18 protein-coding genes, 1 tRNA gene and 1 riboswitch are annotated in these 22074 nt (G+C 73.5%); of the genes, 11 read left to right on the forward strand and 8 right to left on the reverse strand.

Going from position 1 to position 22074, the window contains the following annotated elements; translation table 11 throughout:
* Window positions 1-3 precede the first annotated feature (3 nt).
* Together thiE and DE149_RS02650 are read left to right on the forward strand one after the other, a co-directional pair.
* Window positions 4-747 carry a thiamine phosphate synthase gene (gene thiE / locus DE149_RS02645; protein ID WP_036316591.1) on the forward strand — a complete coding sequence of 248 codons (744 nt, stop codon included), beginning with the start codon at window positions 4-6 and terminating at the stop codon, window positions 745-747.
* A gap of 86 nt (window positions 748-833) precedes the next feature.
* A tRNA-Arg gene (locus DE149_RS02650) sits at window positions 834-906 on the forward strand.
* A 196-nt stretch (window positions 907-1102) separates the two neighbouring features.
* Here the strand turns inward: DE149_RS02650 and thiD are convergent.
* Window positions 1103-1957, reverse strand: a complete 855-nt coding sequence (gene thiD / locus DE149_RS02655; RefSeq protein ID WP_044659216.1) for a bifunctional hydroxymethylpyrimidine kinase/phosphomethylpyrimidine kinase — start codon at window positions 1955-1957, stop codon at window positions 1103-1105.
* A gap of 73 nt (window positions 1958-2030) precedes the next feature.
* On the opposite strand from thiD, the gene DE149_RS02660 reads away from it, so the two are divergent.
* From DE149_RS02660 to DE149_RS02690, 7 genes are all read left to right on the forward strand, one after another.
* Window positions 2031-3188: a membrane protein gene (locus tag DE149_RS02660; protein WP_044659217.1), complete on the forward strand. Its 1158-nt coding sequence runs from the start codon at window positions 2031-2033 to the stop codon at window positions 3186-3188.
* 61 nt (window positions 3189-3249) lie between these two features.
* Window positions 3250-3364, forward strand: a riboswitch (TPP riboswitch).
* Window positions 3361-5166, forward strand: coding sequence for a phosphomethylpyrimidine synthase ThiC (thiC, locus tag DE149_RS02665; protein ID WP_036341386.1), 1806 nt, complete (start codon window positions 3361-3363; stop codon window positions 5164-5166). It overlaps the preceding riboswitch by 4 nt.
* A gap of 370 nt (window positions 5167-5536) precedes the next feature.
* On the forward strand, window positions 5537-6457 hold the full coding sequence (locus DE149_RS02670) for a hypothetical protein (protein ID WP_049147226.1): 921 nt from the start codon (window positions 5537-5539) through the stop codon (window positions 6455-6457).
* Complete coding sequence (locus DE149_RS02675) at window positions 6454-7590, forward strand: hypothetical protein (RefSeq protein ID WP_233490692.1); 1137 nt, start codon at window positions 6454-6456, stop codon at window positions 7588-7590. Before DE149_RS02670 ends, DE149_RS02675 begins: the two co-directional genes overlap by 4 nt.
* The gene (locus DE149_RS02680) at window positions 7590-8261 is read left to right on the forward strand and encodes an ABC transporter ATP-binding protein (RefSeq protein WP_101965573.1); all 672 of its coding nucleotides are present in this window, start codon (window positions 7590-7592) and stop codon (window positions 8259-8261) included. The genes DE149_RS02675 and DE149_RS02680 overlap by 1 nt, the downstream gene beginning before the upstream one ends.
* A gap of 105 nt (window positions 8262-8366) precedes the next feature.
* The gene (locus DE149_RS02685; RefSeq protein ID WP_020624982.1) at window positions 8367-9116 is read left to right on the forward strand and encodes a DNA-3-methyladenine glycosylase I; all 750 of its coding nucleotides are present in this window, start codon (window positions 8367-8369) and stop codon (window positions 9114-9116) included.
* Window positions 9117-9179: 63 nt separating this feature from the next.
* Complete coding sequence (locus DE149_RS02690) at window positions 9180-10595, forward strand: NAD-dependent succinate-semialdehyde dehydrogenase (protein ID WP_101965575.1); 1416 nt, start codon at window positions 9180-9182, stop codon at window positions 10593-10595.
* A 54-nt stretch (window positions 10596-10649) separates the two neighbouring features.
* Here DE149_RS02690 and DE149_RS02695 read toward each other — a convergent pair whose 3' ends face one another.
* Together DE149_RS02695 and putP are read right to left on the reverse strand one after the other, a co-directional pair.
* Window positions 10650-11207, reverse strand: coding sequence for a 2'-5' RNA ligase family protein (locus DE149_RS02695; protein WP_233490693.1), 558 nt, complete (start codon window positions 11205-11207; stop codon window positions 10650-10652).
* Window positions 11208-11239: 32 nt separating this feature from the next.
* Window positions 11240-12874 carry a sodium/proline symporter PutP gene (gene putP, locus DE149_RS02700; RefSeq protein WP_020625160.1) on the reverse strand — a complete coding sequence of 545 codons (1635 nt, stop codon included), beginning with the start codon at window positions 12872-12874 and terminating at the stop codon, window positions 11240-11242.
* A gap of 108 nt (window positions 12875-12982) precedes the next feature.
* On the opposite strand from putP, the gene hrpA reads away from it, so the two are divergent.
* Window positions 12983-17086, forward strand: coding sequence for an ATP-dependent RNA helicase HrpA (hrpA, locus tag DE149_RS02705; RefSeq protein WP_113913910.1), 4104 nt, complete (start codon window positions 12983-12985; stop codon window positions 17084-17086).
* Window positions 17087-17110: 24 nt separating this feature from the next.
* Here the strand turns inward: hrpA and DE149_RS02710 are convergent, their stop codons facing one another.
* Both DE149_RS02710 and DE149_RS02715 read right to left on the reverse strand, forming a co-directional pair.
* A complete protein-coding gene (locus DE149_RS02710) occupies window positions 17111-17539 on the reverse strand; it encodes an HIT family protein (RefSeq protein ID WP_044659226.1) in 429 nt (142 codons plus the stop codon).
* Window positions 17540-17583: 44 nt separating this feature from the next.
* Window positions 17584-18711, reverse strand: a complete 1128-nt coding sequence (locus tag DE149_RS02715) for a sulfurtransferase (RefSeq protein ID WP_113913911.1) — start codon at window positions 18709-18711, stop codon at window positions 17584-17586.
* Between the two features lie 111 nt (window positions 18712-18822).
* Between DE149_RS02715 and DE149_RS02720 the strand changes: the two genes are divergently transcribed.
* On the forward strand, window positions 18823-19269 hold the full coding sequence (locus DE149_RS02720) for a Fur family transcriptional regulator (RefSeq protein ID WP_036337773.1): 447 nt from the start codon (window positions 18823-18825) through the stop codon (window positions 19267-19269).
* Between the two features lie 19 nt (window positions 19270-19288).
* Here DE149_RS02720 and DE149_RS02725 read toward each other — a convergent pair whose 3' ends face one another.
* The 3 genes from DE149_RS02725 to DE149_RS02735 are packed head-to-tail and all read right to left on the reverse strand — an operon-like array spanning window position 19289 to window position 22013.
* On the reverse strand, window positions 19289-20107 hold the full coding sequence (locus DE149_RS02725; protein WP_113913912.1) for a metal ABC transporter ATP-binding protein: 819 nt from the start codon (window positions 20105-20107) through the stop codon (window positions 19289-19291).
* On the reverse strand, window positions 20104-21003 hold the full coding sequence (locus DE149_RS02730; RefSeq protein WP_041104321.1) for a metal ABC transporter permease: 900 nt from the start codon (window positions 21001-21003) through the stop codon (window positions 20104-20106). The genes DE149_RS02725 and DE149_RS02730 overlap by 4 nt, the downstream gene beginning before the upstream one ends.
* A gap of 2 nt (window positions 21004-21005) precedes the next feature.
* On the reverse strand, window positions 21006-22013 hold the full coding sequence (locus tag DE149_RS02735) for a metal ABC transporter substrate-binding protein (protein ID WP_041104319.1): 1008 nt from the start codon (window positions 22011-22013) through the stop codon (window positions 21006-21008).
* Window positions 22014-22074 lie beyond the last annotated feature (61 nt).

Here is a 22074-nt window from a genome sequence, read left to right on the forward strand (position 1 = left end):
CGCATGCACTCCCCCGATCCGCTCCTGATGACCGCGGCCGGCCGCGACGACGGCGGCACCGGCCCCGGCGCGCGCCGCCGCGCCCGCCTCGCCGCCTCCCGGCTGTACGTCTGCACCGACCTGCAGCGGTTCCTGCGCCCGGACGGCACGCTCGACACGGCCGCGTTCGCCGACTTCTGCGCGGCGGCGTTCCGCGGCGGAGTAGACGTGATCCAGGTGCGGGACAAGGCCGTGGACGTGGCGGTCGAGCTGGCCGCGTTCGCCACGCTCGTCCCGCTGGCCCGGGAGCACGGGGCGCTCTCGGCCGCCAACGACCGCGCCGACGTCGCCGCCCTGGCCGGGGTGGACGTGTTCCACACGGGCCAGACCGACCTGACCACCGCGCAGTGCCGCGCCCTGCTGGGCCCGGACGTGGTGCTCGGCCGCTCGTGCCACACCGAGGCGCAGGTGCGCGGCGCCCGCGCGGAGGACGGCCTGGACTACTTCTGCACGGGGCCGGTGTGGGCGACGCCCACGAAGCCGGGCCGGGCCGCCGTCGGACTGGAACTGCCGACCCTCGCCGCACGCCTGGACGCGGAGGACCCGGCGGGGGCGCGGCCGTGGTTCGCCATCGGCGGCGTCGACGCGGACCGGCTGCCCGAGGTCCGCGCGGCCGGGGCGGAACGGATCGTGGTGGTCCGCGCCGTGACGCAGGCCGAGGACCCCGAGGCCGCGGCCCGGACCCTGCGCGCGGGCCTGCCCGGCTGACGCGCCCCGCGGGGAGGTCACGGACGGGCCGTCCTGATGGTGTAGAGTCGACGAGTCCGCAACGCGCTCGACGCGTCGCGACCCCCGCCTCCGTAGCTCAGGGGATAGAGCGTCTGCCTCCGGAGCAGAAGGCCGCAGGTTCGAATCCTGCCGGGGGCACGAGCGAACAGAGCCGGACCCCCGTGGCGACACGGTGGTCCGGCTCTTCTGCGTTCTGCGGACCCGGACGCTCGAGCGGAGCGGGAGGTCCGGGTCACCGGCATTCGAGGCGGGAAATCGACCTCATAGGACGTCCCGAGGTGCGTATTCGCCGGATTTCCCGCCTCGAACGTGTCGAAGCCCGGAGGTCCCGCCCTCAGCCCCGCTGCGCATGACCGTGGTCGACGGGCCCGTGCCACGTCGGCCGCGAGGCGTCCCCGACCGCGAGCGCCTCCCCCGCCCGCATCGCGTCGGCCAGCCACGGCTTGGCCCGCTCGAGTGCGTCGTCCCAGCTCAGGCCCGCCCCGGCCAGCGTGGCCAGGGCCGAGGAGAGGGTGCAGCCGGTGCCGTGCGAGGCGCGGGTCGTCACGCGCGGGCCGCGCACCTCGTGCACGGCCCCGCCCACGCGCACGACGGCGTCCGGCACCTCCGCCGCTGCGGCCTCGGGCGCCTCGGTCTCGTCCAGGTGCCCGCCCTTGAGCAGCACCGTCACCCCGTGCTCGGCGGCCAGGCCCCGCGCCGCGTCGAGGGCGGCGTCCCAGTCCGTCGCGTCCCGCCCGGTCAGCCGGGCCAGCTCGGGCAGGTTGGGTGTCACCAGGTGCGCCACCCGCAGCAGCCGGGCCCACGCGGCGCGCCCGTCGTCGTCGCCGACCGCGGTGAGGGCGTCCCCGCTCGAGGCCACCATGACCGGGTCCAGCACGACGACGGCGGGCCGGGTCTCCTCGAGCCAGCCGGCGACGGCCCGCATGAGCTCCACCGTGCCGAGCATGCCGATCTTCACGGCGTCCACGGCGATGTCGGCGGCGACCGAGTCGAGCTGGGCGCGCACCACGTCCACCGGCAGCGGGTGGACGGCCTGCACGCCCTGCGTGTTCTGGGCGGTGATCGCGGTGATCGCGGTCATCCCGTAGCCGCCCCACGCGGCGATGGTCTTCAGGTCGGCCTGGACACCGGCGCCGCCGCCGGAGTCGGAGCCGGCGATGCTGAGCACACGGGGGACGGCGGAGGTCATGCGGGGGCTCCTTCGGGTCGGGGCGGATCGGCCGCCCGGGCCGGGCCGATCCCGCCCATGAGAATGTAGTCGCATGTCCCACGTCACAGAGAGCTCTCCCGCGCACCCCGGCCGAGCCGAGGAGTCGGCGCCGCTGCGGCCGACCTCCCCGCTCGGGATCGCCGCCACGTTCATCGGCACCACCATCGGCGCCGGGTACGCCTCGGGCAACGAGATCCTGCAGTACTTCGTGAGCTTCGGCCTCTGGGGCGGCACGGGGGCGCTCGTGATCGCCGGCGCGCTGTTCTTCCTGCTCGCGGTGATCGTGCTGCGGCTGGCGCAGAAGCTGCGGACCACGGACATCCACCGGATCGTGAACCCCACGACGTCGCGCGTGCCCACCTGGTTCGCGGACCTGTCCATCACCACGTCCCTGCTGGGGACGCTGGTGATCATGCTGGCCGGGGCCGGGGCGGCGGTGCACACCGCGTTCGGGCTGCCCTCGCTCGTGGGCTCGCTGGTGATGGCCACCGTCTGCGTGGTCTCGGTGCTGGCCGGCATCACGGGCCTCGTGCGCGTCCAGGCCGTGGTGGTCCCCCTGATCATCGTGGTCGCCGTCGGCGTCGCGGTGTGGGGGTTGGCGAACCCGGGGGCCGCGGTGGACGACGTCGCCGCGCTCGTGACCTCGTCCCCGCTGATCAACCAGTGGTGGCTCTCGGGCGTGCTGTACGTGGCCTTCAACATCCAGCTGGCCTACGCGGTGCTCGCCCCGATCGGCGAGGAGAGCTCCTCGTCGGGCCGCTCCCTCGTCGCCGGGGCCGGGCTCGGGGCCCTGGGCCTCGTGGTGATGGCCGGCGCGGTGATGGCCGCGATGACCGCCCACGCCCAGCTGATCGGCCGCGCCGAGCTGCCCATGGTCGAGCTGGCCGCGATGATCGGCGGCTGGGCCGCCCTGCTGTACACGGTCGTCCTGCTGCTGGCGCAGTTCACGACGGCGGTCTCGTGCCTGTACGGCGGGGTGGAGCGCATCGCCCTGCTGTCCTCGATGCGCCGCGTGCCGGGCTGGGTCATCGCCGTCGTCACGGCCCTGGCCGCCACCCTGCTCTCGAGCGTCGGCTTCTCCGACCTCGTGGGCACCGTCTACCCCGTCCTCGGCTACGCCGGCCTCGTCATCATCGTGATGCTGGTCGTGACGTGGATCGTCGAGCGCTCCACGGTACGCCGCCGGGCGGCCCGCGCGGCGCGCGCCTGAGCGCCCGGCCGCATGGCCGGACGGCGGACGGTGAGGCGCCGCGGGGGACGTGCTAGGGTCGCTCGCATCCCACGGGAGCCCCACGGCACGGGGCTGAGACCGGGCTGACGCCGCCCGGAGACCGTCTGAACCTGTCCGGGTCATTCCGGCGAAGGAAGAAGGAGCAGCGGCCATGTCCGTTTCCGAGCGCACCCCCCTGCCCGCAGCCGAGTCGACGGCCGAGGTCGTCGCCGAGGAGAACTACCCCACGCACCGTCTGGGATGGCTCGAGGACGCCGAGCACGGCATCCGCGTGCCCGTCACCGAGGTCCACCAGGACGACTCCCCCGACGGCACGCCCAACGCGCCCCTGACCGTCTACCGCACCATGGGCCCGGGCTCCGTGCCCGAGCGCGGCCTGCCGGCCCAGCGCGCCGAGTGGATCCGCGCCCGCGGCGACGTCGAGGAGTACGAGGGCCGCGAGCGCGACCTGCTCGACGACGGCCGCTCGGCCGTGCGCCGCGGCGCCGCCTCACAGGAGTGGGCCGGCGAGCGCCGCCCCCCGCTGCGCGCCAAGGAGGGCGCGCGCGTCACCCAGATGCACTACGCCCGGCGCGGCGAGATCACCCCGGAGATGCGCTACGTCGCCCTGCGCGAGGGCGTGGACGTGGAGCTGGTGCGCTCCGAGGTCGCGGCCGGCCGCGCCATCATCCCGGCGAACGTGAACCACCCCGAGTCGGAGCCGATGATCATCGGCAAGGCGTTCGCCGTGAAGGTCAACGCGAACATCGGCAACTCGGCGGTGACGTCGTCGATCGCCGAGGAGGTCTCGAAGCTGCAGTGGGCCACCCGCTGGGGCGCGGACACCGTGATGGACCTGTCCACGGGCGACGACATCCACACCACCCGCGAGTGGATCCTGCGCAACTCCCCCGTGCCGATCGGCACCGTGCCGATCTACCAGGCCCTCGAGAAGGTCGGCGGCGACCACCAGGCCCTGACCTGGGAGATCTTCCGCGACACCGTGATCGAGCAGTGCGAGCAGGGCGTGGACTACATGACCGTGCACGCCGGCGTGCTGCTGCGCCACGTGCCGCTGTCCGCGGACCGCGTGACCGGCATCGTCTCCCGCGGCGGCTCGATCATGGCCGGCTGGTGCCTGGGCCACCACAAGGAGAACTTCCTCTACGAGAACTACGACGAGCTCTGCGAGATCTTCGCGCGCTACGACGTCGCGTTCTCCCTGGGCGACGGCCTGCGGCCGGGCTCCGTGGCGGACGCCAACGACGCCGCCCAGTTCGCCGAGCTCGACACGCTCGCCGAGCTGACGGAGCGGGCGTGGGCGTACGACGTCCAGGTCATGGTGGAGGGCCCCGGCCACATCCCGCTGCACCTGGTGCGGGAGAACGTGGAGCGCCAGCAGGAGCTGTGCAAGGGCGCCCCGTTCTACACGCTCGGCCCCCTCGTCACGGACATCGCCCCGGCGTACGACCACATCACCTCGGCCATCGGCGCCACCGAGATCGCCCGCTACGGCACCGCGATGCTCTGCTATGTCACGCCCAAGGAGCACCTGGGCCTGCCGGACCGGGACGACGTGAAGACGGGCGTGATCACCTACAAGATCGCCGCGCACGCCGCCGACGTCGCCAAGGGCCACCCCGGCGCCCGCGACCGCGATGACGCGCTGTCCAAGGCGCGCTTCGAGTTCCGCTGGCGCGACCAGTTCGGCCTCGGCCTGGATCCGCAGCTCGCCGAGGAGTACCACGACGAGACGCTGCCGGCCGAGCCCGCCAAGACCGCCCACTTCTGCTCGATGTGCGGGCCGAAGTTCTGCTCCATGCGCATCAGCCAGGACATCCGCAGCGAGTTCGGCGGCGCGTCCGAGCAGGCGCGGATCGCCGAGGCCGGCATGGCCGCGAAGTCCGCGGAGTTCCGGGCCGCCGGCGGGTCCGTGTACCTGCCCGAGCCGACGATCCGCACCGCCTCGGACGCCTGAGGCCGGACGCGGGGTGAGGTGGGGCGGGATGGCCCGCCCCTGCGCCACCTGACGATCGCGTCATGACCTGAGGGCCGCCACCAGGTCATGACGCGATCGCCAGGACAAGGCCCTCCGGGACGGCGAAGGCGCGGCCCCACGGACGGGGCAGTGCGCTCGGTGGTCGATCGAGTGGTGATGCCTCTTGACTCACACACACACTGGGCTCACTATTCCGTCAGGCCCCTGTGATGCGTGTCCCATTCGCCCACAGGAATTGAGTGGATGGAATATGACGTGAAAGTCGACATGACCCCGCCGGTCCGCACCCCAGGGGCGCTTCCCAGGTGAGGCATCATCCAGCCGCTCAGCTCTCCTCGGGCCAGCCGTGATGACCCGGATGCTCGTCTCGAGATTCCTCCTTCTCCTGATCACGCTCGGAACAGCAGCGCTCCTCGCGTCCTACGTCGGGGTGGAGAAGGAGGAACGCTGGCGCATGGACGGCACGGTGTACGAGATCTCGGCATTCCCCGCTGGCGAGGCCTGGCCCATGATCCGGACGTCGCTGACGGGACCGGACTCCGGCTCTGCGGCCACGTCCACGAGCCCCCACGTGACTGCCCTCGCCGGCCGACCTGCTCTGGACGTGCTCCCGGATGGCGTCGCCCCGACCGCGGTCGTCCCCAGCACCTCCCCCTTTGCCGCACGTGCCGCTGCGGGCGAACTGAGCTGGCCGGACGTCGATCGGGTCGTCGTCCGAGACCTCTCCTCCGCGCCGGATCGCGCCACCGAAGCAGACCTCCTGGTCCCGTTCCTCTCCACCGACAGTTCGTCCCTTGCCGGCGTGATCGGCGGCTCACCGGCCCAGGTCGACGAGCTCGTCCAATCGCTGCGGCGGGCCGGTGTCGTCGTCGACGTCGTCCCGCTCCCGCCGCCGTGGGAGGCAGCGATGCGACGCAGTGTCCATGTGCCCCTGCTCGCCGTGATCGCCGGCTTCGCCCTGCTGGGCGCACAGGTCGTCTGGCGCACGACCCTGCGCAGTCGACTGCTCCCTGCCGTCACCTCGCACCGCCTCGTCGGTGCCTCCCCACTGCGAGCGGCCCGGCTCGGTGTCCGGCCCGCCATGGTCGCCTGGACGACCGCCGCCGCGAGTGCCGGCGGAGTCTGGCTCGTGGCATGGCCCCGGTGGGACGCGGAGATCGGTCTCACCGGCGACACCGCTCTCCTCTGGTCCGCCGTGCTCGTCGTGGACGCCATCCTCATCCTCGGCACGACCCTGTCCACCCTCTGGGTCCGAAGGGCACACGCATGACGGCAGCCATGCGGGCCGTTGCGGACGGCCTCCGCGACCTGTTCGACACGCCCGGACTGCTGTTCCTGTCCCTGCTGCACACGACCGTGGCGTCGGTCGTGTTCGGACTGGCCCTGGGCGTCGCCGGCGGAGTGACCACGGCGCTCGAGGTGCTCGAGGACGCCGAGTCGTCGGGCCTGGTGGCAACCAGGATCCTGGACCCCGCCGTCACGACCGACCTCCACCCCCGCGCCGTCGACACCGTCTCCCGGGCGTTCGCCGCCCATGTCGACGGAGTCGACCCCCGTGCCTTCCTCGTGACGGACGCCATCGGAATCGAGGACCCCCGGCTGCAGGGGGCGGTCATCGCCACGCCTGGTCTGGCCCGGGAGTTCGGCGCCGCTGCTGCCGTCAGTCCCGCCGAGGGTGTGTACTTCGCTCCCGCCGCGATCACCTCCGGGGCACCGGGCGGCACCGTGTACGTGGGGTCCACACCCCACAGCTATGCCGGCCCACTCCCCGGGGACGCGGCCGCGCCGCGGGCCGACGGATCCCTCTGGCCCCTGGGTGAGTCGCCCGTCATCGTCACCAGCACGACGACCATGGCCGGCCTGATCGAACCGGCCCAGCTCGCGGCGGTCTACGGTTCCGTCGTGGCATGCCAGGACGCGGCCTCCGAGGTGAGAGCGGTACTCGACGTCCTCGAGGACGAGACGGGCGTGGTCGCCGAGTTGGCCCCGATCGCCTCGGCCAGGTCTCCGATCGCCCGAGAAGCCCGCGGTGCCGCGCTCATGGTCACCGCCTACACCGCCGGGCTTGCCAGCGCCGTCGTGACGGTGGTGAGCCTCCTGACGACCATGACCCGTCGACTCACGCCCACGTGGCTGGCGCACCTGACGGTCGGGGCGCCCAGACGACTGATCCGGCTCCGGATCGCCACATCCGTGGCCGCGGTATGGGGCATTCCGGCCGTGCTCGGATCGTTGCTCGGCCTCGGCATCGCCTCGGAAGCGGGCGGACTGCGTCCGGCGCCTGCCGTCGTCGTGGTCGGGCTGGCGGTCGTCTTGGCGATCGCCGCTGCGTGCACCCGTCATCCCCTCCGCCAGCTGCACCGGGCCGTCCGCACGGCGGCACTCGTCGAAAGGACCGTGTGATGTCCCTGCTCACCGTGCACGACGTACACCGCTCCTACCGCGGCCCCGCCGGGGATGTCCCCGTGCTCCGCGGCGTCTCGCTCCAGGTCCCCGGGGGCGGCGTCCACGCGATCATGGGACCCTCCGGGTCCGGCAAGTCGACCCTGCTGCGGCTCCTCGCCTGCCTTGACACACCGGACGCCGGGAGCATCCGTGTGGCCGGGCGGAGCCTGCCGGCACCGTGGTCGTCCGACGGCGACGCCTACCGGAACCGGACGTGCGGCATCGTGCTCCAGGACCATCTGCTCATCGATCGGGCGACCGCCGTGGACAACGCGGCCCTGCCGCTGCTCTACGCGCGGCCGCGCACCTCGAAGCGGGAGCGCCGCACCATGGCCGCCGAGCTTCTGACGCGCCTCGGGCTCGGAGACCGTCTCCACCACCCCGTCGGCCGGCTCTCCGGCGGCGAGCGCCAGCGCGTGGCCATCGCCCGGGCCGTGATCATGGGGCCCTCCCTGCTGCTCGCCGACGAGCCGACGGGCGCCCTGGACGAGGAGCGCACCGACGAGGTGATGGGGCTCTTCCGCTCCATGTCCCAGCCGGAGCGGGCGATCGTGGTCGTCACGCACGACCCCGCCGTGGCGGCCCGGTGCGACCACACGTGGCGGCTGCGGGCCGGGCGGCTCGAGTGACGAGGTCCGGCCGTGCCTCCTGCACAGGTGTCCGCAGACGGCGTGGCGTCCCCGGGCGTCGCGTTCCGGTTCCGGATGTCCGGGGCCGCTCCTAGGCTCGGATGCATGAGCGCGCACCACGCCGACGACGGCCTCCCCGCCCCCGTCTCCACCCTCGCCGAGGATCCACCGGCCGACGGGCGACAGGCGCCGCCGAGTGGCGTCGTCGTGGGTGAGGACGGGCGGGCCCGCCCGCCGTGGGCGGCACGGGATCCGCTGCTGCGGGAGTACTACGACACGGAGTGGGGCCTGCCCGTCACGGACGAGCGGGGCCTGTTCGAGCGCCTCGTCCTCGAGGCGTTCCAGTCGGGCCTGAGCTGGCGGACCGTCCTGGCCAAGCGGCCCCGGTTCCGGGAGGTGTTCGCGGGCTTCGACGCGGACGCCGTCGCGGCGTTCGGGGACGCGGAGGTCGAGGCGCTGCTGGCGGACCCCGGCATCATCCGGAACCGGCGCAAGATCGAGGCGGCGATCGCGAACGCGCAGGCCGTCGTCGGGATGCGCGGCGAGCGGTTCACCCCGCTGCACCCGGGCTCCCCCGGCGCGGGCCCCGCCTGGCACGGCGACGGCGACCGGCCGGCCCGCGGTCTGGCGGGGCTGGTCTGGGCGCACCAGCCTGCCGCGACCCCACGGCCGGAGACGGTGGCGCAGGTCCCCTCGGCCTCGGAGGAGTCGCGCGCGCTCGCGAGGGCGCTGAAGGCGCACGGCTGCCGATTCGTGGGGCCGACCACGTGCTTCGCCCTGATGGAGGCCGCCGGGGTCGTGGACACCCACCTTCTCGGCTCGTGGCGAAGAGGGGCGTCCGGGATCTGGGAGTGAGCGGGGGCCTCCGGCAGGATGGGGAGCTCAACGCAGGACGTCCACACGAAAGGGTGACGACTGATGACCACCACCTCCGCCTCTCAGGGCTACCGCACGATCAACCCGGCCACCGGGGAGCTGCTGAAGTCCTTCGACAACGCCACGGATCAGCAGATCGCCGACGCCCTCGACGCCTCGCAGGCCGCGTACGAGCAGTGGTCCCGGAAGTCGGTGGCCGAGCGCGCCGCCGTCGTGAAGCGGATCTCCGAGCTGCTGGCCGAGCGCTCCAAGGACATCGCCGCGCTGATCACCACGGAGATGGGCAAGTCCCTCGGCGCGGCGGTCGGCGAGGTGCGCTACAGCGCCCAGATCTTCGGGTACTACGCGGACGAGGCCGAGGAGCTGCTCGCGGACCAGCCGATCAAGCAGTTCTCCGGGCAGGAGGCGTTCGTCCAGCGGCTGCCGATCGGCCCGCTGCTGGGGATCATGCCGTGGAACTTCCCGGTGTACCAGGTGGCCCGTTTCGTGGCGCCGAACCTCGTGCTCGGCAACACCATCCTGCTCAAGCACGCCGAGATCAACCCGCAGGTGGCGCAGCTGCTGGAAGAGCTCTTCACCGAGGCCGGCCTGCCGGAGGGCGTGTACCAGAACCTGTTCGCCACCCACGACCAGATCTCCACGATCATCGCCGATCCGCGCGTGCAGGGCGTGTCCCTCACCGGTTCGGAGCGGGCCGGCGCCGCCGTCGCCGAGCAGGCCGGCCGGCACCTCAAGAAGGTCGTCCTCGAGCTCGGCGGCTCCGATCCGTACATCGTGCTCTCCGCGCCGGACGCCCGCGCGGCCGCCCGCGACGCACTGGCCACCCGGATGGGCAACTGGGGCCAGGCCTGCAACTCGAACAAGCGCATGATCGTCATGGAGGACCTCTACGACGACTTCGTGGATGAGCTGGTCCAGCGCTCCTCGGCGATGAAGCCCGGCGACCCGACCTCGCGCGACGCCGACGTCTACGGCCCGCTGTCCTCCGAGTCCGCGGCCGACGGGCTCACCGAGCAGATCGCCGCGGCCAAGGAGGCCGGCGCCACCGTCCACGTGGGCGGCGAGCGCGTCTCCGGCCCGGAGGGCGAGGGCTTCTACGTCTCCCCGGCCGTGATCACGGACGTGGACCAGGAGAACCCCGCCTACACGCAGGAGCTGTTCGGCATGGCCGCCGTGGTCTACAAGGTGTCCTCGGCCGAGGAGGCCGTGGCGCTGGCCAACGACTCCCAGTACGGTCTCGGCGGCGCCGTGTTCTCCACGGACCTGGACGAGGCCAAGCGCGTGGCCGACCAGCTCGAGGTGGGGATGGCGAACGTGAACCTCGCCTCCGCCGCCGGCGCGAACCTGCCCTTCGGCGGCGTGAAGCGCTCGGGCTTCGGCCGCGAGCTCGGCCCCATGGCCGTGGACGAGTTCGCCAACAAGCGCCTGTACGCGGTGCAGGGCCCCCTGGAGGGCTGACCCGGGGCCGGGTCGGCCGGGCGGGTCTCCCGCTCCGGCCGCCCCGTCGGCCCCTCAGCCGCGCAGCGGGACGGTCGCCAGCACCTCGTGCAGCGGCCCGCCGGACCGGCCCTCGCCGAGCCGGGACGCCACGACCTCGACCTCGTCGGCGGTCCACTCCGGCCCGCGGTACACGGCGAGCGCGCGCACGGCCTCGGCCAGCAGGACGGTGGCCGGCGCCGGCGGACGGGGCTCGCCCCGCCTCCGACCCCGAGGTCGGAGCGCGGCCCCCGAGACCGGCGCCACGGTGAGGTGGGCGCGCCGGCGGTCCCGGCCGTCGTCGTCGGCGAGCCAGGGCTCCGCCAGGAGCGCGCCGAGCTCCCGGACCTGCCCACCCACCCCCACCCAGAGCGTGCGGTGCGAGAACTCCCCCGCTCCGGCCAGGTGCAGGTCCAGCGGGCCATGTCCCGCCGCGATGCGGCCGGCGACGGCGACGACGTCGTCCACGGCGCCGGCGGGCACCTCCGGGTGGAACGCCAGCGTCAGGTGCCGCTGCTCCGGCTCGGTCCAGCACAGCGCGCGTCCGGCCCGGTCCCGGACGCCGTCGAAGGCCGGCTCGAGGTGGTCGAGCACGGCCCTCGGCGGACGGATCGCGAGGAAGAGCCTCACGCCTGCGCGCGCGGATCCGCGGCGGCTGCGGTCGAGCCCCCGGCGGCGTCCCGCGTCATGGCGGCCGGGGCCACGTCCGGGTGCGGCTCACGGCCGGCCACGATGTCGATCGCGCCGGTGAACTCGGCGTCGATCCGCCGCTGCACACGGCGCGAGCGCTGGGTCACGAGGGACACCACCACACCCACCACGAGGGCGGCGACGAAGCCCGGCAGCAGCTCGTACAGGCCGAACCACTCCCACGTCTCGGCACTGGCCTCCGACCACGCCCAGGCGACGGCGGCGCCGGTGACCATGGCGGCCATCGCCCCCCACGAGGTGAACCGCGGCCAGTACAGGGCGAGCAGGATCACGGGGCCGAAGGCGGCGCCGAAGCCGGCCCACGCGAAGGAGACGAGCTCGAGCACGGAGGAGTCCGGGTTGAGGGCGAGCAGACCCGCCACGAGCGCCACCACCAGCACGCCGATGCGGCCGAGCCACAGGGTGAACGTCGAGGACCCGGTGCGCCCGCGCAGCATGTAGAGGTCCTCCACCAGGGCGGAGGAGCACACGATCAGCTGCGAGGAGAGCGTGGACATGATCGCGGCGAGGACGGCGGCCAGCACCAGGCCGGCCACGAACGGGTGGAACATGATCGAGGCAAGCACCAGGAACACGGTCTCCGGGTCCTCGAGCGTGGTGCCGGGGTTGGCCTGGAAGTAGGCGATGCCCACGAGGGCCACCATCACGGCGCCGAACACCGACAGCGCCATCCAGCCGATGCCGACGCGCCGGGCGACGGCCGCGTCGTGCGGGGTGCGCAGGGCCATGAAGCGGACGATGATGTGCGGCTGGCCGAAGTAGCCCAGGCCCCAGGCGAGGGAGGACAGGACGCCGATCAGCGTTGCGTTCTCGAACATCGAGAAGTGGTTCACTCCGCCGCCGGCGGCGTCGGCGGCGCGGATGCCCTCGACGACGGCGTCCCAGCCGCCCATGGTCAGGATCACGACGATGGGGACGGCCAGCAGGGAGAGGAACATGAGGATGCCCTGGGCCACGTCCGTCAGCGAGGCGCCGAGGAAGCCGCCGAACAGGGTGTAGAGCACCGTGATGCCCGCGACCACGAGCATGCCGGTGAGGTAGTTGATGCTGATGCCCTGGGCGTAGAAGGAGTCGGGGCCGAAGGTGGACTCGACGAACTTGCCGCCGGCCACCATGCCCGAGGACACGTAGAAGGTGAAGAACACGAGGATGATCAGGCCGGCCACGATCCGCAGGATGTGCGTGCGGTCCTTGAATCGGTTCTCGAGGAAGGACGGGATCGTGATCGAGTTCCCGGCCACCTCGGTGTAGGAGCGCAGGCGGGGGGCGACCACGCGCCAGTTCACCCACGCGCCCACGGTCAGGCCGACCGCCATCCAGCCCTCGACCAGGCCCGCGGCGTAGATCGCGCCGGGCAGGCCCATCAGGAGCCAGCCGGACATGTCGGACGCACCCGCGGAGAGCGCCGCGACGGACGGCTTCATGTCGCGTCCTGCGAGCATGTAGTCGTCGAGGTCGGTGTTCTTGCGGGAGGCGTACAGGCCGATCGCGATCATCGCGAGGAAATAGAGGCCGATCGCCGCCAACAGGAAGACGGTGTTCGTGTCCATGGGCTCCAGAGAATCACATCCGGACTCTCAGCCCCAGTCCCAGGTCCGTCCCAGATTCGCCCCGTCCGGGTCGGCCCGGGCCCCCGCGCGCCTAGGATGGAGGCCGTCATGACGCAGACTCCCCCGCCCTCCACGCCCGCCGCGCAGCCGTCCGCGACGCCCCACGACGCCGTCGCGATCACGTTCCCCGAACACCTGCCGGTGGCGGAGCGCCGTGAGGAGATCATGGCCGCGATCCGCGACCACCAGGTGGTGATCGTCGCGGGCGAGACCGGCTCGGGCAAGACCACGCAGCTGCCGAAGATGTGCCTGGCCCTCGGGCTCGGGGAGGCCGGCTCGATCGGCCACACCCAGCCCCGGCGCATCGCCGCCCGCTCCGTGGCCGAACGCATCGCGCAGGAGCTGGGCGAGGAGATCGGGCAGACGGTCGGCTACCAGGTCCGCTTCACGGCGCAGACCTCGAAGGCCACCCGGGTCAAGGTCATGACGGACGGCATCCTGCTGGCCGAGATCCCCCACGACCCGCAGCTGCGCCGCTACTCCGTGATCATCGTGGACGAGGCCCACGAGCGCAGCCTCAACATCGACTTCCTCCTGGGCTACCTGCGCAACCTGCTGCCCCAGCGCCCGGACCTGAAGGTGATCATCACCTCGGCCACCATCGACCCGGAGCGCTTCGCCCGGCACTTCGGCCGGCCGCTGGCCGCGGGCGAGGACCATGCGGACGCGGTGGAGGCCGACGACGGCGGCCGCGTGGTCCCGGTGCCGATCATCGAGGTCTCGGGGCGCACCTACCCCGTCGAGATCCGCTACCGGCCGCTGACCGACGAGCCCTCCCCCGACGACCCCGAGGACGATGCGGACGACGCCGCCGAGACCCGCGACCCCCTCGACGCGATCGGCGACGCCGTCCTCGAGCTGGCCGCCGAGCCGCCGGGTGACATCCTCGTGTTCCTGCCGGGCGAGCGGGAGATCCGCGAGGCCGCGGACCACCTGACCGGCGTCGTCGCCGGCACCACGCGCCTGGCCGGCACGGAGATCCTGCCGCTGTTCGGCCGCCTGTCCATGGCGGAGCAGCACCGCGTGTTCGGCCGCGCCGGGGCCGGGGTGCGCCGGCGGATCGTGCTGGCCACGAACGTCGCCGAGACCTCCCTGACCGTGCCGGGCATCAAGTACGTGATCGACACGGGCACCGCGCGCATCTCGCGGTACTCGCACCGCACCAAGGTGCAGCGCCTGCCGATCGAGCGTGTCTCCCAGGCCAGCGCGAACCAGCGCGCGGGCCGGTCCGGCCGCACCTCGGACGGCATCGCGATCCGCCTGTACTCGGAGGAGGACTACCTCTCCCGCCCCGAGTTCACGGACCCGGAGATCCTGCGCACCTCCCTGGCCTCGGTGATCCTGCAGATGCTGTCCCTCGGTGTGGCCCGCACCCCGGGCGACGTCAAGGAGTTCCCCTTCGTCCAGCCCCCGGACGGCCGACAGGTCACCGACGGCGCCACCACGCTCACCGAGCTCGGCGCGCTCGAGGCCGGCGGCGCCCGCGCCGGCACCATCACCCGGGTCGGACGCCGCCTGGCCCGTCTGCCCGTTGACCCGCGGCTGGGCCGCATGATCCTCGAGGCCGGTGAACGCGGCTGCGTCCGGGAGGTCATGGTGATCGCCGCGGCCCTGACCATCCAGGACCCCCGCGAGCGCCCCACGGAGCAGCGCGAGGCCGCGGACGAGCTGCACCGCCGGTTCGCGGACGAGAACTCGGACTTCTCCGCGATCCTGAACCTCTGGGCCTACCTGCACGAGCGGCAGAAGGAGCTCTCCGGCTCCCAGTTCCGCAAGCTGTGCCGCCGTGAGCACATCAACTGGCTGCGCGTGCAGGAGTGGCAGGACCTGGTGCGCCAGCTGCGCCAGCTCGCCAAGGACGTGGGCCTCACCGTCGAGGCCGGACCCGTGGACCCGGTGGGCCGGCACGAGGCCGTGCACAAGTCCCTGCTCACGGGCCTGCTCTCGCAGATCGGCGCCTACGACGAGCGCCGTCGCGAGTACGCGGGCGCCCGCGGCACCCGTTTCGCCGTGTTCCCCGGCTCCGCCCTGTTCAAGAAGCGCCACCCGTTCGTCATGGCCGCCGAGCTCGTGGAGACCTCGCGGCTGTGGGCCCGCACGGTGGCCCGGATCGAGCCGGAGTGGGCCGAGGAGGTCGCCGGTCACCTCGTCAAGCGGGCCTACAACGAGCCGCACTGGTCGCGGCGGGCGGGCTCCGTCGTCGCGCGCGAGAAGGTGACGCTGTTCGGCGTCACCCTGATCCCGGACCGCTCGGTCCGGTACGGCCGGATCGACCCGGAGCTCTCCCGCGAGCTGTTCATCCGGCACGCCCTCGTGGAGGGCGACTGGCGCACGCGTCACCGGTTCTTCGCCCGCAACCGGGCTGCGCTCGAGGAGGTCGACGCCCTCGAGACGCGCCTGCGCCGCCGCGACCTGCGGATCGGGGACGAGGACCTGTTCGCCTTCTACGACGCGCGGATCCCGGGAAACGTCGTCTCCGAGCGGCACTTCGACGCGTGGTGGAAGAAGGCGCGCCAGGATCAGCCGGACCTGCTGGACCTCGACGTCGCCGCCCTGCTCACCGCCGACGCCGAGGACCTGGACACCGACGCGTTCCCCACCACGTTCGCGTATCCGATGCCCGGCGGCGACGTGGAGCTCGACCTCGAGTACACGTACGACCCGACCGGCGCGGCCGGCACCGACGGCGTGACCGTGGCCGTGCCGATCCTGCTGCTCAACCAGGTCTCCCCCGGCCCCTTCGCGTGGCTGGTCCCCGGCCTGCGGGTCGAGCTCGTCACCGCCCTCATCAAGGCGTTGCCCAAGGCCGTGCGCAAGAACCTCGTGCCCGCCCCGGACGTGGCCCAGCAGCTCGTCGCGGACCTCGAGGCCCACGCCGACCCGCTGCGGGACGAGCTGCCGGACGCGCTGTCCGCGGCCGTGCGCCGGGTGCGCGGCGTGGTGGTGGAGCCCGGACTGTGGGCCCCGGACGCGGTGCCCCTGCACCTGCGGATGGACTACCGCGTCGTGGACGCCCGCGGCGCCGTGATGGGCGCCGGCCAGGACCTGCCCGCGCTGCAGGCCCGGCTCGCGCAGGCCAACCGCTCCGCGATCGCCGCCCGGCTCGCCGGCACCGACGACCCCGCCTCGGCCCGGCCGGGGCCGCGCGGCAAGGGCCGCGGCGGCCGTGCCCAGGCCGACGCGCGGGCCGGGGCCGAGGGACGCCGTCGCCCGGAGGGCCCCGGGCGGTCCGGCGCGACGCCGGCCTTCGAGGAGCGGCACGGGCTGACCTCGTGGAGCATCGGCACGGTGCCGAAGACCGTCTCCACCGCGGCCGGGGCGCGCGGCCCCGCCATCACGGGCTACCCGAGCCTGGTGCCCGAGACCACGCCCGACGGCGGCCCCGCGGCCGGCCTGACCGTGGCCCGGTCCGCGGAGGACCAGGCGGCCTGGCACCGGGCCGGGGTGATCCGGCTGCTGCTGGCCACCCTGCCCAGCCCACAGCGCTACGTGCTGGACCACCTGGACAACAGGGAGAAGCTCACCTTCACCCAGAACCCGCACGGCTCGGTGGACTCCCTCGTCGCGGACTGCACCCAGGCCGCCGTGGACCGTCTCGTCGGGGACGAGCTGCCGTTCGACGAGGCCGCGTTCCGCGCCCTGTTCGACCGGGTGCGGGCCGACCTGATCGACACGGTCTTCGCCGTCACGTCCCTGGTGGAGCAGGTGCTCTCCCGGGCCGCGCAGGTGCGACGCCGGCTCAAGGGCTCGGTCTCGCTCGCCCTCGCGCCGGCGCTGTCGGACGTGAAGGCACACCTCGAGCAGCTCGTGTTCCCCGGCTTCGTGGCCACCACGGGCTGGGAGCGGCTGCAGCACCTGCCGCGCTACCTGCAGGGCATGCTGACGCGCCTGGACCGGTTGGACGCCGGCGGCCACCTGCAGCGCGACGGGCAGCACATGGCGGTGGTGCAGGGGCTCGAGGACGAGTTCGACGCCGCCGTCGCGGCCCACCGCGCCCGGTTCGCGGGCACGCCCGTGCCCGCGGAGCTGGAGCGGGTGCGCTGGCTCATCGAGGAGCTGCGCGTCTCGTTCTTCGCCCAGGAGCTGGGCACGGCGGTCTCGGTCTCCGAGAAGCGGGTGCGTCAGGCGCTCGCCCGGGCCACGCGCGCCTGAGTCGGGCCCGGGCGGCGCGGGCCGTCAGTCCTGCGGGACGACCTCGCCGTGGCCCAGGTCCCGCAGGGCCGCGCGGAGGCGGGCGGCGGCGTCGTCCAGGTCCGCCGGATCGGGGGCGTTGTCCACGCGAGCCAGGTCGAAGTCGGCGAGCGAGGTGGAGGGCCACACATGCACGTGCAGGTGCGGGATCTCATAGCCGGCGATCATGAGCCCGGCCCGGCGGGCGGAGAACGCCGCCACCTGCGCCTTGCCGATCTGCTGGGCGACCGTCGTCAGGTGCGTGACCAGCGCCGGGTCGACCTCCACCCATTCGTCCACCTCCTCACGGGGCACCACGAGCGTGTGCCCCGGCTGGAGCGGCGCGGCGGACAGGAACGCGACGCACGTCGGGTCCTGCCACACGAAGCGGGCGGGCAGCTCGCCGGCGATGATCCTGCTGAAGACGGTGGCCATGGGGGGTCCTCCTGGGGGTCGGCGGGGCGGGGCCCCGGGGCTCGTCAGTCCCGGCCGGACGCGCCGTAGGGCTCGGGGCCGACCGCGACGGCGTTGGACGGGTCCTGGACCCATGCTGACCACGAACCCGGGTAGAGCGCCACTCCGGGTCGCCCCGCGACGGCCAGGGTGAGCACGGCGTGCGCCGCGGTGATGCCCGAGCCGCAGTACACGGCCACGGGAGTGGCGTCGTCCACGCCGACGGCGTCGAACCGCTCCGCCAGCTCTGCGGCGGGCCGCAGGCGGCCGTCCTCGGCGATGCTCTCCGCCGTGGGCACGTTCCGCGCCCCGGGGATGTGCCCGGCCACGGGGTCGAAGGGCTCGACCTCCCCGCGGTAGCGTTCGGCCGCCCGCGCGTCGAGGAGCAGACCGCCGGAGGCCATCGCCTCGGCGCCGGCCGTGTCCACGACGGGCATGCGGCCCCACGACGGCCGGGCGGTGCCGGGCACCGGGATGACCTCACCGGGCTGCAGGGGCAGGCCCGCGGCGCGCCACGCCTCGAGGCCGCCGTCCAGGAGCACGGAGTCCCGCAGCCCCGCGTGGCGCAGCAGCCACCAGGCGCGCGCGGCGGACAGGCCGTGGTCGTCGTCGTAGACCACGATGGTGTCCCCCTCGTCGATCCCCCACATCCGCACGGTCTCCGCGAACTGGCGCGCGTCCGGCAGGGGGTGGCGCCCCGCCGCCGGACCGGCGTGGCCGGCGACCTGGCTGGGCAGGGAGACGTAGACGGCGCCGGGCAGATGGCCCTGGAGATAGGCGGCGTGGTCCGGCCCGCCCCCCGTGGCCCGGAACCGGACGTCGAGCAGGATCACCCGGTTCGGGCGGCATCGGCCCGGCTGGGCGTAGGCCGGGCCCCCGGGCACCGGCGGCAGGTCCTCGACGGGGGCCAGGCCGAGCCAGCCGGCCAGCACGTCCACCGTCACCAGGGTGGGCGGCTCGGCGGCCTCAGGGTCGACGCCGTCGATGTCCGCGTCCGGGTCGCCGCCGGCGTCATGGGACGAGGACGGGGCCGCCGTGGGCGCCGGGACCACGCGGCCCTGCCCCTCGTCGACGACGATCAGCGGGTCGGGTCGATCGGGGGCGGCGCCGTCGCGGTCCGGGACAGGGGATGGGTCCGGGCTCTCGCTGTGCACCCGGACACCCTACTCCACGCCCCATTCGGCGCCGCTGATAACCTGGAGGATGGCCCGCGCGGACCTGTTCCGGACCGCGCGGAGGAGGCGGCAGCCGCCGCAGAAGGAGTCGTGAGCACCGTGAGCGCCCCCCAGCCCAGCCCCCGGGCCGCCCGTCCCCGGGCGACCCGGCAGAAGGCCGCCGTCGACCGAGCCCTGGACCGCATCCCGGACTTCGTGAGCGCGCAGGAGCTCCATGCCCGCCTCCAGGACCAGGGCGAACGCGTCTCGCTGGCCACCGTGTACCGGACCCTGCAGCAGCAGCTCGACGACGGCCTCGTGGACATGCTCCGCCGCGACGACGGCGAGACCGTGTACCGCCGGTGCGAGGACGAGGGCCACCATCACCACCTGGTGTGCCGGATCTGCTGGACCACCGTCGAGGTCACCGCCCCCCACGTCGAGGCGTGGGCCACCGCCGTCGCCGCGGAGCACGGCTTCACGGACGCGGACCACACGGTGGAGATCACCGGCGTCTGTGCCCGCTGCCGGGCCGAGGGGCGCACCCGCGCGGCCTGACCCCGGGGCCGGGCCCCGGTCAGTGGCGGATGCCGCCCGCGGGGTCGTCCAGGAAGTCCGCCGGGTCCTCGACTGCCGTGGAGGGCCCGTGCAGGGCGCCCCGGCCGTAGGCGATGTCCAGGTTCTCGACCGTGAGCACGTTCCGCGGCGGGCCGGAGGCCACGACACGCCCGCCCATCAGGACCACATGGTCCGCCTCCGCAGCCTCGTCGAGATCGTGGGTCGTGTAGACCACGGACACCCCGCGCGTCGGCTCCTCGTGGAGGAGGTCGTCGATCGTGCGGGCGGAGACGATGTCGAGGCCCGTCATCGGCTCGTCGAGCAGCAGCACGTCGTGGTCCTGGGCGAGGCCCTGGGCCACGTAGGCGCGCTGGCGCTGGCCGCCGGAGAGCTGGTCGAGGTGCCGCCGCGCCAGGTCCGCGACCTGCATGCGCTCCATGGCGGCCCGCACGATGTCCCGGTCCTGCTTCCGGAACGGGCGGAACCACCCGAGCGTGGGGTACCGGCCCATCCCGACGACGTCGCGCACCGTCACCGGCACTCCCTGGGGCACGCCGATGGACTGCATCACGAAGGAGGTGCGCTGCGAGCGCCGCCGCGGGTTCTCGCCGAGCACCTCCAGCGCACCGGAGGCCGGGTCGCTCAGGCCCGCCAGGGCGGTCAGCAGCGTGGACTTGCCGGAGCCGTTGGGCCCGATCACCGCGATCAGCCGCCGGGCCGGCAGGGTGAAGTCGGAGGGCCGGACGGCCACGTGCGAGCCGTGGCGCAGTTCGAGCGCCCGGGCGACCGCGAGGGGAGGCGTGGCCGCCGCGGCGCCCGCGGGGAAGGACGCGTTCATCGGGGGGCCTCCGCTCCGGGCAGGGCCACGACCGGCGCCTCCTGCTCACGCTGCGCGCGCGAGCGCACGTGCCGGCCCAGGAGCGCCAGCACGGCGGCGCGGACGGCGAGCACCACGAAGAACAGCAGGATCGGCATGAGCGCCATGGTGGCCGAACCCGCCGTGCCCAGCCGGTAGCTGAGGGTGAGCCCGGTGACGACGCACGCCGCGCCGATCACGACGGAGACGAGCATCATCTGGGGCACGCTGCGCGTCAGCAGCGCCGCCGTCGCGGGCGGTCCCACGAGGAGGCCGAACACGAGCACCGTGCCCACCGCCTGGAACGAACCGATCACGGCCGCGCCGATCATCACCAGCAGCAGCGTGTGCGTCAGCCCCGGTCGCATGCCCAGCGAGCGCGCCTTGACCTCGGAGAAGCTCAGTGCCAGCAGGGGCCGGTAGAGCAGCAGGGCCAGGGCGATCACCACGACGGCGATGACCGCCTGGGTCACGATGCCGTCCACGCTGACCCCCAGCACATCGCCGAACAGGATCGACGTGAGCGATCCCGTGTAGGAGTCCGACTTGGAGATGATCACCACGCCCAGGGCCATCATCCCCACGAAGAGCAGGCCGATGGCGGTGTCCTCCTTGAGGGTGGTGGCCCGGTGCACCAGCGAGATGCCCGCCATCATGACGACGGCGGCCACCGCCGCACCGAGGTGGGGGCTGCCACCGGTGACGACCGCCAGGGCGATGCCCGGCAGGACACCGTGCACGAACGCGTCCCCGAAGAAGCTCATCCCGCGCAGCACCAGCCACGTGCCCACGACCGAGCACATCACCACGGCGATGAGTCCGCCGACGAGGGCGCGCTGCTGGAATCCCATCTGGAAGGGCTCGAGCAGCCAGTCCATCCTCAGCCCTCCAGCGCGTCGGCGAGGGTGCGGGCGTTGAGGAGCATGGCCTCGGCGTAGTCCGCCTCCGGGGTGTCCTTCGGGCCGACGCCGCCCTCGTAGACCTCGATGACCGGCAGGTCGCCGGCCTCCTCGGCCACGGTGTCCACGAGGCTGTTGCGCGCGCCCACGGACGTGATCACGGCGTCTGCGCCGCCGTCGCGGATGGACCGGGCGAGCTCGGCGATCTCCTGGGAGGAGGGCTCGCCGTCGGTGGAGCCGCCCGGGACGACGACGCCGGACACGGTGAAGTCGTAGGCCTCGCTGAAGTAGCCGTAGGCGTCGTGGTCCGTGACCAGCGTGCGGCGGTCCTCCGGGACCCCGGCGAGGATCTCCCGGACCTGCGTGTCCGTCTGCTCGAGCTCCCCGCGCACGGTCGCGCCGCACTCGGCGAACCTCTCGTCACCCCGCTCCTGGGCGAGCGTGTCGCCCATCAGCTCGGCGGCCCTCGCCATGCGGGCGACGTCCATCCAGACGTGCGGGTCCTCGGACCCGTGGTCATGGCCCTCGTGGCCCGCCCCCTCCTCGGCGTGGTCATGGCCGCCGAAGGGCAGCGGATCCAGCTGGGGCGCCACCTCGACGACGGTCGCGCCGTCCGCCTCGGCGTTGGCGAGGGCGGACTCCATGCCGCCCTCGAGGCCGAGGCCGTTGGAGAACACGAGGCCGGAGGAGACCATGTCCTTCACCTGCGCGGACGAGGCGGAGAAGTCGTGCGGATCATCCCCCGGGCCCATCACCGTGACGCTGCGGGCGTCGGCGCACGCGACCACGCGGTCGAGCACGGAGCCGAGCTGCGTCGTCGTGGCGACGGCCACGGGCGCGCCCGCGGCCGAGCCGGACCCGGCGGCAGCAGAGGCGCCCGCGGCCTGCTCGCCCGCGGAGTCGCCGCTGGTCCCGCCGCACGCGGCGAGGCTCAGGGTGAGCGCGGTGAGGGCCCCGGTCAGGGCGGGCAGACGACGGCGGCGGAGCATGGGGCGACCTCGTTCGTGTCGGGAGGATGTGTGAAATCGGTTCTCAACAGTAGCACCGCGC

Origin of the sequence: Micrococcus sp. KT16 (genome assembly GCF_003315015.1) — a bacterium.
GTDB lineage: Bacteria > Actinomycetota > Actinomycetes > Actinomycetales > Micrococcaceae > Micrococcus > Micrococcus luteus.